Source organism: Variovorax gracilis, from assembly GCF_030317115.1.
GTDB lineage: Bacteria > Pseudomonadota > Gammaproteobacteria > Burkholderiales > Burkholderiaceae_C > Variovorax > Variovorax gracilis.
In genome coordinates this window covers 38,128-51,783 of sequence record NZ_JASZYF010000035.1, presented here as the reverse complement: position 1 = coordinate 51,783, position 13,656 = coordinate 38,128, and the positions used below count along the sequence as shown (strand labels likewise).

The window sequence follows — 13,656 nt, the reverse complement described above, 5'->3', positions numbered from 1 at the left end:
ACTTCCACTTTGGCACTCGATGCCGTCGATTGCGAGGCCCCCACCGTCACCAGCGGCAATCCTCCACCTTCGCAGTCGTTTAGCGGGAGGGAGGCGTCCATACCATCTCCTCTGCCAAGAAGTTAAGGAAATCCCGTTGTAGCTAAACGGGTCTCTCTCGGGTAGTCCCACATAGCATCTAACAGAGGAGCGGGCGCGCGGTCGTCTGTTCACGTTCTCGTCAATCGACGGCTTTGTTCGGCGTCGATTGCGGGCGATGTTGCGAAAACAGAAGCACCGACCGGGTCCGCGACGATGTCTGAACGATCACAAACAATGGCCAAATTCCTTCTTCGCCAATCTTGGCTGTTCACGATGTCCGAAGCTCACATCAATTGGCGCGCCAATCCCGGTGCGGAAACAACTGACTGTAGAGCCCGTCGCGGGAGAACTGCACAGCGGGTTCGGAGGGAGGGGACGGCGAGAGCCGTTTCCTACCCCTATCCACCGCAGCTACTCGGCCGCGAAGGCCGAGGTCCCGGAGCTTGCGAATGTGCGGCACGTGTTCTTGAAGGCCTGCGCCCGCGTGAACAACCGCGCCGAAAACAGTCATCAGCCCACCCGTGAGCGCGAGCGGCGCATGCGAGGCTTTCGCAAGCCCGAGCGCACGCACGCTTTTCTCGCAAGCTTCGGTCCCATCCGCCAGCGCTTTGCGCTCAAGCGCCACCTGCTGCGGGCCTCGCTCAATCGTGGGCAGTTGCCGCGCGCTTCGAATCGTGGCGTCTTTTCACAGGCAGCGCCCAAAATCCGTCCGTTGCATTTTGAGCAGCAATCCGCCTTACTGGTTTTGCGCTTTGCCTCCGTCAACGTGACAACGCCGACAAGATCGATTCGAAGTAAACAAGCCCGGGCGGGCTTGGTTTGCAGATCGTCTCTGGTGGTGCTTGACCGACTGGCGGGCAGGAAAGCCACCATCTCCGCGATCCAGGGGATGACTCGCATGCAAACCACAACTAAACTCGCGCTCCCGCATCGGAATCTGGCCTCAAGCAGGCATTTAACATGCAGTTGCACCTCGCCGTTATCGCGAACGAGCGACATTCGGGCTGGATTGCCGAGTGGATAAGTCATGTCGGCCATCGAGACGACCTCGTGTTGCACCCGGTGGTCTTGGCAGCAAAGCATCCTGTGTCACAGACCCGGTCGCACAGATGCGCCAACGCCGAGAGCGAGTGCTCGAACGGGCCCGCCTCAAACGCGCCCGCGTCCGAGCCGCCAATACACGCAACGATAGTACTGGTCAACGGCGACGTCATTCCTTGGGCGAGGGGCATCATCGAGGCGCTCCATACGAAAGGCAGGCCCATCGCCTTCGTCACGCGCTCAGTAAAGCCGGCATTCTTGCGGGGGTTACTCGCACGCGGGGCGCATGACTTCATCCCCTGGGACTGCCGGCGCGAAGAACTGCTTCTCAGGCTGTGGAAGCTCTGCACAAGTTCAGCGCCGTCCCCGCAAGCGTCCACCGCCGCCGCCGGTCCGATGCCGGCGCGCCACCCCAAGCTCGCCAGCCTAATCGGCATGAGCCCGCCCTTCCTGGCGCAACTCGATCGCATATTTAAGTTCGCCGCATGTGAAGCCGGCGTGCTGGTCCTCGGCGAGACGGGCACCGGCAAGGAACTGGTCGCACAGGCCATGCACTACCTGAGCCCGCGAACCGACCACCCGTGGGTCGCGATCAACTGCGGGGCGCTTCCCGCCGAGCTTGTCGAAGCCGAGTTGTTCGGCCACGCGCGCGGTGCGTTCACCAACGCGCACGAAACCCGCATCGGCCTGGTCGCGCAAGCCGAGGGCGGCACCTTGTTCCTCGACGAGGTCGACAGCCTGCCGCCGCTGGCGCAGGTCAAGCTGCTGCGCTTCTTGCAGGACAAGGAGTACCGCGCGGTCGGTAGCAACCGCGTGCAGCGCGCCGACGTGCGCATTATCAGCGCGAGCAACGGCGACCTGCACGGCCTGTGCGAACGCGGCGCGTTCCGCACCGACCTGTATTACCGCCTGAACGTGCTGAGCCTGACGCTGCCGGCGCTGCGCGAGCGCGGCGACGATGTGATCGCGCTGGCGCTGCACTTCGTCGAGCGTTACGCGCGCCAGTTCCGCCGCCCGGTTGAAGGCCTCGCCGCCGACGCCCGCGCACGGCTGCGCGCACACGCCTGGCCCGGCAACGTGCGCGAGCTGGAGCACGCGATCGAACGCGGCGTGCTGCTCGCCGCTGGCGACACGCTGCGCGCCGCCGACCTGGACCTGCCTCAGCCCCCCGCCGCCCCACCCGACGCCGAATCGTTCCAGGCCGCCAAGGCTCGCGCGGTCGCGCTGTTCGAGCGGCGCTACATCGAGAACGCGCTGGCGCAGTGCAACGGCAACATCACGCACGCAGCGGATTCGGTGGCGAAGAATCGGCGGGCGTTCTGGCAGTTGATGCGCAAATACAGCATCGATTCGAATCGTTTCCACAGCGACGGCCACGGCAAGTCCGTGCGGCGCGACTGAAGCCATGCGCGCGTCGCATGCCGCGCCCGTGCGCTGTGCCGCTGGCGCCGCTACGACGGTGGCCTTGACGCCGACACCACCGGCGCGCAGCGCTGGCGTGCCGCGCGTGCTGCGCCGGGCAGCACCGCTGGCGCGCACGCGCGATGGCGTCACCACCTACACCCCCGGGCTCGACAGCAGCGGCTTGGGCGCGCGCGTTCGCGCTCACGAAGCGGTACACCGCTCGCAGTTCGCCGCCGCCGGTCGGCCCTTCGGCAGCCGCGTCGAGCTCGAAGCCGACGCGCATGCCGGCGCCGCGCGGTTGCTGCAGGGCCGCCCTTATGCGCCGCGCCGCGCTGCGCCGCCGGGCATGACACTGAACTACGAACCACCGGCATGGATGCCCGACACGGTGGCCGTGAACCAGCGCGAGCGCGAGGCCGCGGCGCGCCTGCAGCTACGGCCGGGCGAGCCGAAGCCGCGCGTCGACGTCAACCAAGTCCAGATCGAACAAGGGACGTTGCGCTCGCAGTCTTTCGACCTCGATTCCGAGGTCATCGGCGCGCGCGGGCGCATCTACAGCAGCACGCGCATCGGCATCATCCAGGACACCGGAAACCCAATGGTCAGCGTGATCACCGTGTCGCGCGACCCGCTGCGCGAAATCGGCCCGCCGGTGGACGTGCCGGCCTACCCGATGCGCATCGTCTACAGCCGCAGCATCCAGTTCCGCGACGACAAGGGCCGCATTTGCATTGTCGAGATGGCCGGCAACGTGCACTTCACGATGGAACGCTGGGCGCAGCAAACCGGCGGCAACCCGGTGGCCGGCATCGACGAAGTGCTCGACATGGTCGGCAACGTCGGCGTACTCAGCATGCGGCTAGACGGACAAAGCGCGATTGATGGCTTCGCCTACCACATGCGGCTGTCGGTGTCGGCGCAGAGCGCGAGCAGCTCGTGCAGGCCTCCGGGCTTCCGAACCTGATGGCCGAGCCGGGCACGGCGATGAGCAGTTCCGAACGCGCCGACTTCCTGCTACTCGACGTTCCCGCCGGCGCGCAGTTCGATTCGCTGCAGGCGTTCCTCTTCTCTGCCGACCAGCACGAAATCGAGCGCCGCATGGCCGAACTGCGCGCGCGGCTCGAAGCGCTACTACGCCGGCCCGAGATGGCCAAGGAAGATTCCTGGCTCGACAGCCTCGCCTCTTGGCGGCGGGCACGGTGGCGCTGGCCATCGGCGCTGCGCTGCTCGCCGGCAGCTTCGTCAACTCGCGGTTCAGCCGCCGCTCCGAAGCCAAGGCCACCGGCAAAGGCGGCTTGTTCGGCATCATCGGCGCTGCGCTGGGGGACGCCACCGGCGTGAGCGGCATCTACGAGGCCGCCACCGATGAATCGGTCCTTTCCGGCACGCCGTTGAACCGCAGCGAGGAAGAGCGCTGGGAAGGCGGCGTCGGCGGCGGCATCCAGATGGTGGCCACAGTCTTCGGCGTGCGCACGGCGTTCAAGGGCAAGACCACCGTGACGCAAGACCCGCCCCTGCCGGCCGGCGAAGGCTTCACCGACCCCTTCGGCAACATCACCGTGTCGAGCAAGGGCAGCGCGGCCGACCGGGCGCTTGTGCGCTACCACGAGGAGGTTCATTCATTCTTCTCGCCGAAGTTCAGACCGCTGCGCAACCTGCGCGCAAGTATCCGTATGAACGGGTACCAGCGTTCGGCGTTGCTGCAGTACGTCGAGGAGGCACTGGCCGAAACACGTGCGCAGATGAAGGTCAACGGCCTGAAGGGCATTCCCGAAGGCGTACGTTTTCCGATCGCCAACGGCTATGTCACCCTGAGCCAGATGGTCACCGAAGCGGCCATCGGCACCGTGATCTACGGGGGGATCGTCTACGGCGTGTACGTGCTCACCGAGGACGACAGCGACAGCTCGGCAGCCGGCTCCGGCGGCGTGCGTCTGACGCCCGCACCTGCCGGCGGTGGCTCACCGTGAGGGATCGTATTTCAGGGTAGCGGCAACCGGTCGGCGGCAATGATGTACGGAATGCCGGCTTGGTCGAGCGCCTGAATCAGCGCCGCAGATGGCGGCGCATCGGTGAACACCCACACGGCCTGCTGGTTGTAATAGAACATGATCATCGCGTCGCGGTCGATCTCGGTCTGCATGAAGCGGCTCCAGGGCACCTCGCGCGCCGGGCCGCCGCGGCCGATGTAGCGCAGGTAGTTCTTCACTTCCTGGTTGACGCCGCCGGCGATCGTCGGGCTGATGACGTCGGAGCGGCGCGCGAGGTCGGCGGGCAGTTGCAAAGTCACTTCACGCTCGCCGCCGCTGAGTTCGGCGATGTGCTGTTCGCCGGCCGTCCCGCGCAAGTTCGGGCCGCGTGCCGAGCGCACCTGCGACAAGCTGCGGCTCGTCGCCGACTGCCCCGGCAGCACGTCGAAGGGCGTGTACGGTTCGCGCAGCGGCCCCGACAGCGTCCACGGCCGCGACTGGCCGCCGCCGGCGAAGTAGCTCGCCGGCGGCAGCATCGCGTCGGGCGCATACAGCGGCACGCCGGACAACGGCGGCGTGGCGAAGACCGTGCCGCCGGGGGTGACGCTCCAGACCAGCGACTCGCCGAAGCCGCTGCCCGGCTGCGCGGCCAGTTGCGTGCCGAGGTCGGCGAAGTTCTCGTACGGCGGCGCTGCCAGCAGCAGCGGTGACCGCGGGCCACCGGTCAGCATCGGGAACGCGCCGCGTCCGGAGCCGAGCAGCAGCGGCGCGCGGCTCGCACCGGCGGTCAAGGCCAGCGGCGTGCGCCACGGCGCCAGTACGCCGGCACCGCCCCCACCGCCGGTCCACGGCGCCAGCAGCGGGCCACCGCCTCCCGTGTAGGGCACGAGCCCGCTCGTCCCTGCGAAGCCGCCGCCGGGCGCGAAAGGGACCAACGCGCTGGGACCGGCCGGCACCAGCGCCGAGCCGGTGCCGGCGGCATCGGCCGCGCCGCCTGCGCCCGCATAGGGCACACGCAGCGGCGACCAGAACAGCTGGCCGTTGCGGATCATGCCGAAGCCGAGCACCTCCCCGGTGTCGGTGATCAGCAGCAGTCGGCCTTGCCGCGCCAGCAGCCGCACACCCGGATAGGCCGCGTGGGTGATGACCGCGCCTTCTTCGAGCGCGCGCATCAGCCGCGCACTGGCGGCGGCTTCCTGCACCAGCCTGAAGGTGCCCAGCCCGGACAGCCCTGCCGACAGCAGGCCGAAGCCGATGTTCTTGTTGCCGCGCTCGACCAGACCGGGCGCTTCGGCCTGCTGCGTCAGCGAGACAAGGCCGCTGCCGATGGCCTGGCTCCACTGCCGACCCTGCCGCCGCTGGTCGAAACCGAGCGAGGCACGCGCCAGGCCGAGCGCAATCCCCGCCGGCACCGTCACCACGGCCAGCGGCGGCACCAGGAAACTCAGTGCGATCAAGGTCAGCTCGAGCACGGTCAGCACCAGTTCGCGCGTTTGCCAGCGGTGCACATCGTCCAGCGCCTGCATGCGCACCAGCGCATTGGTGCTGGGCAGCAACTCGTCGACGATCGGGCACAGCTCCTCGTAAGGCATGCTGCCGGCCCGGATGTCGGCGCTCAGCTTGCGATAGTCGCCCTGGCGGTCGTGGATGCGCGCGACGATGCCGTCGCGAACGCCTTCCATGCCTTCGGGCGTCATGCGGTAGAGCAAATCGAAATGGGTGGGGCCGAGCACGCGATAGCCGCGCGGTCCGAGCGGCGTCAGTACCGCGTCGAGGCGGCGCACGACATCGGCGACGATTGCCGAACCCGGGCCCCACGATGCCAGATCAGGGTTGCGTTCAGCGTCTTCGGCCGGCGGCAACATGCCGCACAGGTCGGTGCGCGCCGGCGGTGTCTCGACCCCCTTCGGCAGCGGGGTGTCGGGAACGAAGGGGTTCGGCGCCGCTGCTGCCGCGCCGCCCGCGCCCGTCGCGCCGGCCGCATCGGTCGCCACCGGTGGCGCGACAGCAGCGAGCAGCGTCGCGCTCGGCGCAGCGGCGTCGCCGCTGCCTGGGGCGTGCAGACCCGTGATGAAGCGCCCCAACGCTTCGCGATCGCCGCTGCTCAACGCACCGCCGCCGAACGCGCTGCCGCCCGGCAGCGGGCGGTCGTGCAGCGTGCTGAACAGGTCACCGCGCGGGAGCGGGTCGCCCCAGCGTTCGGCGGTGCGCTGCCAGGCGAAGTTGATGTCGTGGCAGGTCTGGCAGCCGCCGCTCTCGCCGCTTTGGAAGCGCCGGATCGCGCCGGCGTACTCGCTGTAGCGCGGGTCCGCCGGTACCCATTGCGGCGCCGCCAGCGACTCGCGGCTGCGGTCGCCGGCGATGACCTGCAGCCCTTCGGCGACCGATGGCGAGGTCCAGTGGCCCTGCGTCTGGCTGGCCAGGAATCCCATGAAACTGCCGGAGCGCTCGCGATACGGGGCGTCGACATCCAACCGCGAGGCCTCGAAGTCGCGCTCGGCGTCGTTGTGCGTCGAGGCGAAGGTTTCGAAACGTTCGCGCCCGGCCGGCGTCGGCGCCGCGACGGTGGCGAACTCGACTGCCATGCCGGTGAGCAGCTGCGCCTGCAGTTGAAAACCCTGCATCGAGCCGATGTAGTCGGCCCACCGGTCGAGCGCGCCGATGTTGCGCGTCAGACGATCAATGGCTTTGGCGTGCACGCGCGCGGCGAACGCGGACTTCGTTTCCGTCGCATGCACGTCGGCGCCGTTGCGCTGCACGGGCGTGCGCGCCGGCGCCGCCCGGCCGTCGTGCAGGCCGCGCAGCAGGAACCGGGCGCTGCGGCCCGCAGCGACACGCTCGGCGACCGCATCGGCCTGGCGCTCGTGTTCGTCGCCATCGACGCCGATGCCACCCTTCAGTCGCACGCCGGCGCGCTGCTGAACGATGTGCGCCAGCTCGTGCGCGAGCAGCTTGCGCCCGCCGCTGCTGTCGGGGGTGAATTCGCCGGCGGCGAAGACCACGTCGCTGCCGGCGGTGTAGGCACGCGCCGCCAGCGACTGCGCGCTGCGCGCTGCTCGGTCGCCGGTGTGCACGCGCACGTCGCCGAAATCGCGGCCGAAGCGCGGCTCGAAATAGGCGCGCTGCGCCGGTGCCAGCGGCGCGCCGCCGCCGCGCTGCACTGCGACGACCTCGTTGGCAGAGGCTTCGTCCAACACGCCGCTGCCGCTGTTGCCCGACCCGCGTGCCGGCTGTACATCGGGCAGACGCTCGTCTCCTTCGTGCTGCGCGGCACAGGCCGCGCATTGGCGCTGCAGCAACGCGGGCGCGGCGGTGCGCTGCACGCCGGCTGCGCGCGCAGCGCGCTGCAGCGCTTGGTTGCCCAGCGGCTGCGCACCGCATGCGCGCGCCGAGTCCGCGTCGGCGCTACAAGGGCGAGGCGTCAACGCCGAGCGGGTGGCTGGCGCCGGCTTCGCCGGCGCATGGGCACGCACCTTGTCCATCACCGGTTCAGCCCGTGTCGCCGGGTGTCGGCGGAAGGCTCGGAGCTCGCGCCGTCGGCACTCGACGTCAACAGCGCGTGGTACTCCCGAAACTCCGCCACGCTCGCCACCTTCCCCCGCTTCGCGTACTGCCGCGCCACCGCGCGCAGCAACTGCGCCATCGTGATCGGCTCGTCGGCCTGGGCGGCGGCGAAGCTGGCGTCGAGCACGATGTTGCGGATGTCGCCACCGGCGAAGCTGAACTGGCGCGCCAGGAAGCCGAAGTCGACGTCGGCGCCCAGCGGCGCGGCCGGCGGGAACATGCCGCGCCACAGGCGCTCGCGGCGCGGCACGTCGGGCAGCGGGAACTCGACGACGAAATGCATGCGGCGCGAGAACGCGCCGTCGATGTTGTTGGCGAGGTTGGTCGCGAGGATCACGACGCCGTCGTGGTCCTCCATCTTCTGCAGCAAGTAGGCGGTCTCGACGTTGGCATAACGGTCGTGCGCGTCCTTGACCTCGGAGCGCTTGCCGAACAGCGCATCGGCTTCGTCGATGAACAGGATCGCGTTGCCGCTGCGCGCCGCGTCGAACGCGCGGTCGAGGTTCTTCTCGGTCTCGCCGATGTACTTGGAGACGATGCCGGACAACTCGACGCGGTGCAGGTCCAGCGCCAGTGTCTTCGCGATTAGCGCGGCGGCCATGCTCTTGCCGGTGCCGCTGGCGCCGGCGAACATCGTCTTGAGCCCGCGCTGCGCGCCGAGGCGACGGCCGAAGCCCCACTGCTCGAGCACCCGGCCGCGCAGCTCGACGGCGCGCACGATGTCGTGCAGCCGCGCATGCACGGTCGGCGGCAGCACCAGGTCGTCCCACTCGAACACAGTCTGCACGCTGCGCGTCACGTCCGAGCTGGCGGCGGCGCAGACGGCGCGTGCCGCGTCGAGTACGCCACGGGTGTCAAGCTGCGGGCAGCCTTCGAGCGCGGCGCTGCGGCGCGCCACCGCGAGCGTCTGCGCGATGCGCGCCGGGCCGAGCGTGAAGCGTTCGGCCAGCACCGCCGCGTCGACGGCCGCGCCGGCGCCGCCCAGCGCCGCCTGCCAGGCCGCGCTGCGCTCGGCCAGCGGCGGGTCGCCCAGGCGCAGCTCCAGCACCTCGCGGCGCCCGGCGTCGGCGAGCAGCCGGCTGCCGGCGCGGCGCTCGGTGTCGATCAGCACGACGCCGTTCGCCTGCGCGCACAGCTCGGCCAGCGCATGGCCGGCCTCGAAGACTGCCGCCGGCTCGGCGCCGCCCGACAGCAGCGCCGACGCCGGTGCGAGGATCAGCCCGACGCCGAACAGCGTGTTCGCGAGCCGCGCCGCCTGCACGACCTCGTCCGCCGTCGGCGAACCGCGCAGCGCCTGCAGGTCGATCTGCAACGCCGGCCTCTCGGCGCGCGCGAACAGCTCGTGCGCGACCGCAAGCGCTTCGGCCGGATCGGCGCCGGCCAGGCTGACCAGCGGCCACGGCGCACCGTCGTGCAGCGCGCCGGCCAGCCACGCCAGGCGCTGGCCAAGTGCGCCGCCGAGCGGCAGGCGCGGCGTTGCCGCCGGCCACCACCAGCGCGCCGCAGCTGCCAGCCGCTCGTCGGCATACGGCAGCCCGGCGAGCCAGTCAGCCAAGGGCGGCGCGACGCGCAGGCCGCGTTGGGCGCGCGCCGGTGCGTCGCGCGCGGCGGGGTGCCATTCGATCAGCCCCCGCTCGAACAGCCGCCCGCCGGGCGACGCGGCGGCGCGCAGCGCGTGCTCCTGCACCGGGTCATCACCGAACAGCCGCGCGGCCAGTTCGGGTGTGGCCCAGCGCCGCGCCGCATCGTCGTTCAAGTAGGCCAGCAGCGGGCCGTAGCGCGGGTCGAGCTCGGGCGCGAGCGCGGCGAGCAGCACGTCGGCTTCGGCGCGGCTGAGGTGCTGGGCGGCGAGCAGTTGCTGCCAGGGTGACGCATCAGGCTCGGCCCGCTGCATTGCCGTGTGCAGCGCTGCAAGGCGGCGTTCGAGCTTGTCCAGGTCTGGGCCGGCGGCGCCTTGCGCGGTCGGAGCCGCGATCAGCGCATCGACCTGTTCGTCGCTGATGTACAGCCCGCGCAATTCATCCAGCGACAACTGGTAGCGCGCCCGCAACCGCAGGATGGCGCGTTCGATCAGCGCATCGAGGCGCTGCAGTTCCGGCGCGGGCAGGCCGCAGCCGCCACTCAGCAACGCGGGGTGCTGCAAGCTGGCGGCGACGGTCGCGTTCATGGTGCCGCCGGCGTCGCCCCCGGCGCGGCGCCGCCGAGGTTCGTCCGGATCCACGTCGCAACGGCCGCGCCGTCGGCGAACGTGCCGGCAGCGATCAACTGCCCGAGCTTCCAGCCGACGAGGCTAAGCCGCAGATCCTGGATGCTGTTGCCGCGCCCGGCCGGGTCGATCGCGATGCGGCCCAGCGGCGCTTCGGCTGCCGCCAGGTCCAGCGTGGTGCCATTGCCGAGCGCGGCCAGCGCTTCGTTCCAGGCGGCCACGTCAGCGTCGGCGGCGGCGCCGAACTGGGTGCGGAACGTCGTGATGATCGACGTGACCCGGCGCAGCGTTTCTGCCCGCATCGCTTCGCCGACGCGGCGGTCGTGCTCGTCCTCGGTCTCGCGCTCGGGCCCGGGCAGCAGGTCCTCGACGAAGCCGGCCGCCAGGATCTCCAGCCCCTGCAACAGGCCGCTGGCGGGATCGGGCGCCTTCTCGTGGCCGATGGTCAGCCGCACGGCCACGTCCGCATCGCTCATTGCCGCCGGCGCCAGCACCATCGCGCGGATCGTGTTTGCGGCGCGCACCTCGGGCGGCGCGCCGATGGCACCGCAGAAGAACGCCCAGTTCGCGATCTCGCGCGAGACCGTGGCGGGCGAATACTCCAGGCCGACCGCGGTTAGGAAGTGGCCGGGCTGGTTACGGCTCGACGGATGCGGATCGCGAAAACCGCTGCCGCCTGGCGCCTGGTCGCCGGCGAACCCGGTGTCGCTGAACTCCACGCCGGTCTGCAGCCCGGGGATCACGAGGTGCTGCGTGGCGCCCAGAACCGCGGTGAGGCGCGATTCGACCGAGCCGTCGTCGATCAGTTCGTCGTCTTCGAACACGCGGGCGAGCGCCTCGAGGTCGCTGCCGGCGGCCTCCTTGATCGTGCCGATGCGCGCGCGGTTCCAGGCGCCGCGGGCGCCGGGATCGTCGAGCACGGCGCCGAGCAGGTCGGCCTGGTGGGCCTCGCCGCGGGTGACCCAGCCAGACCAGTCGCCGATCGCGTCCTTCATACGGCGCAGCATCAACACCGCGGCCGGCGCGCGCGCCATGCGGATGAGGTCGCGGGCGGTCAATGCGCCCACGACTTCGCCGGCCACGTCGTCGGTGTCCGAGTCGTCGAGCACATCGATCACCGCCGTCACGAGCGTGTACTGGCCGCCGCGCGCCAGCCCAGTGAGGTACGCGCCCAACTCTTCTTCCTGCAGGTTCAGGCCGCCGAAGTTCATGTAGCGGTCCTTGATCTCCTGCGCCGTCTCGCGCCGGATCGCACCGCTGCCGGCACCCGGGCCCTGCATCACATGCGCCAGCTCGTGGGCCAGCAGGCGGCGGCCCGTCGGCCCGGCCGGGTCGTAGCTCCCGGCGCCGAAGACGATGTGCTCGCGCAGCGTGAAGGCGCGCGCGCCCAGTGCCTCCGCGGCTTGGTTCGCGCCCGAGCCGGCGTGGATGCGCACACCGCCCAGGTCCGCGCCGAAGCGCGGCTCCATGTCGCGTCGCACGGTACCCGGCAGCGGCGAACCCGGTTCCGCCAGCGGGCGCGACCCGGACGGCACGGGGCCAGCCAACGGCGCGCCCGCGTCGGCGGCGCCCGCCGGGCGCTGCAAGGCCCGGTCTGCGATGTGATTCGCCTCCGCTTCGTCACGATCCGTCAACCGCGGGGACGACGCGTTCGGTGCCGCGCCGCGCTGCGCCGAGCGCTGGGTGTCGAGGTTGCCGACGCCGCTGCCAGCGACGGCCGATGCCTTCGGCAGCACCACGGCGCCGCCACGCGCCGGTGCGCGGCGGCGGATCGTCGAGCCGGCACGGTCCTGCGTCATGCTCCGATGTCCTCCACGCACCGGATCGCCGGCACGCCCGGCAACTCGATGCGAATGCGCTTCGCGCCGGCCAGCACCAGCAGCACGTCGAGCGGCGCGCGGCCGAGGCAGGCCAGGCTGTCGGCGCCGTCCGTGCCGGATTGCAGCCGCACCGGCAGTGTCAGTGCCTGGGCCCGCAGGAAGGCCGGCGACGAACCGAGCAGGCCGGGCAGTGCGCGGGCGCAATCGTCGAGCAACCGGGTCGCGGCTTCGGCGAGCAGGTGCTTCAGCGCGGGCGACGCGCTGCCGCGGGGCGCCAGCGCCGGCGCGGGGCGGACCCGCAGCACTGCGCGCAGCGCGGCCACAGCCATGCCGGTGTGATGCTCAACGAGCTTCTCCGACGCGTCCAGCCCGCACACCGAGCGCACGGCGGGATCGGCCCGCACCCGCGCCGCGTCGGGCCCTGCCAGCGCGAGCGTGGCGACCCGCAGCACCAGCGCGCGGCACAGCGCATCGGCGCCGCGGGTCGGGTCGTCTGACTCGTCAGCCAGCGCAGGGCCGACCGCGAGCGGCCACGCGGCGCGCAGCAGCGCTTGCCAGCGCCCGATCCAACCCAGCCGCTGGGCGCGGCCGAGCAGGACGAACAGGCCGCCGTGAGGGCTTTCCAGCCAGGCCGCGGACGCGGCGCGGTCGTGCGGATCGCCGGTGGCCCCGGCGCGTTGTGCCAGGTCGGCAGCGAGCGCCGCTACGTCGCTGTCGGCAGCCGCCTCCAGCCACTCGGCGGCCAACCGGTGCGCCGCCAGCGCGTGGTGCAGCGCCGCGCGGGGGTCGGCACCGAGCGTGCTCGGCGCCAAGGCGCCGTCGCGCGCCAGCGCGTAAAGCGCGGCCAGGCTGCGCAGGCAGCGCAAAGTCGTGACGCCAGCGCTGCCGGGCAGCACCCTCTCGGCAGCGACCAGCGCGCGCAGCCAGGCCGTCGTCGCGCCGGCCGGCGGCAGCGCCGCGGCGGCCGGCCACAGCGCCGCCAAGGGCGCCAGCGCGGCGCCGCCGCGCAGCCCGAACCAGGCGAGCAGGCGCATGCCGTCGCCATCGCCGAGCGTGCCGAGCACGCTGGTCAGCGCGCCGTCGGTCAGCCGCGCGAGCGCCGCGACGCCGGCATCGGACTCGCTGATCACCAGCGTGCGCAGTGCGGTCGAGCGGCTCAGCGCATGCAGCCCGTCGAACTCGGCCAGCCACCAGCAGCGCTCGGCCCGCCCTTCGGCAAAGCCGACCAGCGCCGCGGCGACGAACTCGGCGCGATCCCGAAAGCGCAGCAGTCCGGGCTCCGCCAGCCGCGCCTGCAGCGCCGACGCGAAGCGCCGCGCGATATGGCCGGCGATCACGGCGTCGTCCCAGGCGGTGTTGGCGCCGCAATGCAGGTCGAGCCGGTCGATGAAGATCATCTCGCCGCCATCCGGTTCGCTGGGGCCGGCGAGCTCGACGTGCGCGAGCGCGTTTTCGATGCGGCCGGCGGCAACGTCGCGCAGCCGGCGCGATACCGGCTCCAGGCGCTGCGGGTCGCCGGCGAGGCGCAGCGCGAGGCTCAGGCGGTGGATTTCGAGGTCCATGGCGGCGC

General features: G+C 71.2%; 7 protein-coding genes and 1 pseudogene. 4 read left to right on the top strand and 4 right to left on the bottom strand.

Annotated features, from left to right (window positions below; translation table 11 throughout):
* Positions 1 to 487 precede the first annotated feature (487 nt).
* The 4 genes and pseudogenes from QTH97_RS32305 to QTH97_RS32290 all read left to right on the top strand — a co-directional run.
* Positions 488 to 804, top strand: a pseudogene (locus QTH97_RS32305) (transposase family protein); the annotation flags it as partial.
* A 753-nt stretch (positions 805 to 1,557) separates the two neighbouring features.
* Complete coding sequence (locus QTH97_RS32300) at positions 1,558 to 2,523, top strand: sigma-54 interaction domain-containing protein (protein ID WP_286572678.1); 966 nt, start codon at positions 1,558 to 1,560, stop codon at positions 2,521 to 2,523.
* A gap of 4 nt (positions 2,524 to 2,527) precedes the next feature.
* Positions 2,528 to 3,490 carry a hypothetical protein gene (locus tag QTH97_RS32295; protein ID WP_286572677.1) on the top strand — a complete coding sequence of 321 codons (963 nt, stop codon included), beginning with the start codon at positions 2,528 to 2,530 and terminating at the stop codon, positions 3,488 to 3,490.
* A 220-nt stretch (positions 3,491 to 3,710) separates the two neighbouring features.
* Positions 3,711 to 4,496, top strand: a complete 786-nt coding sequence (locus tag QTH97_RS32290) for a hypothetical protein (RefSeq protein WP_286572676.1) — start codon at positions 3,711 to 3,713, stop codon at positions 4,494 to 4,496.
* Positions 4,497 to 4,507: 11 nt separating this feature from the next.
* On the opposite strand, the gene QTH97_RS32285 is transcribed toward QTH97_RS32290, so the two are convergent.
* Genes QTH97_RS32285 through QTH97_RS32270 form a run of 4 tightly spaced genes read right to left on the bottom strand, consistent with a single transcriptional unit; the run spans position 4,508 to position 13,648 of the window.
* Positions 4,508 to 7,978, bottom strand: a complete 3,471-nt coding sequence (locus tag QTH97_RS32285) for an eCIS core domain-containing protein (protein ID WP_286572675.1) — start codon at positions 7,976 to 7,978, stop codon at positions 4,508 to 4,510.
* Complete coding sequence (locus tag QTH97_RS32280) at positions 7,978 to 10,227, bottom strand: AAA family ATPase (RefSeq protein ID WP_286572674.1); 2,250 nt, start codon at positions 10,225 to 10,227, stop codon at positions 7,978 to 7,980. The genes QTH97_RS32285 and QTH97_RS32280 overlap by 1 nt, the downstream gene beginning before the upstream one ends.
* Entirely contained in the window at positions 10,224 to 12,065 is a 1,842-nt protein-coding gene (locus tag QTH97_RS32275) for an eCIS core domain-containing protein (protein ID WP_286572673.1), read from the bottom strand. Before QTH97_RS32275 ends, QTH97_RS32280 begins: the two co-directional genes overlap by 4 nt.
* Positions 12,062 to 13,648 carry a hypothetical protein gene (locus QTH97_RS32270; RefSeq protein ID WP_286572672.1) on the bottom strand — a complete coding sequence of 529 codons (1,587 nt, stop codon included), beginning with the start codon at positions 13,646 to 13,648 and terminating at the stop codon, positions 12,062 to 12,064. The genes QTH97_RS32275 and QTH97_RS32270 overlap by 4 nt, the downstream gene beginning before the upstream one ends.
* Between the last annotated feature and the right edge of the window lie 8 nt (positions 13,649 to 13,656).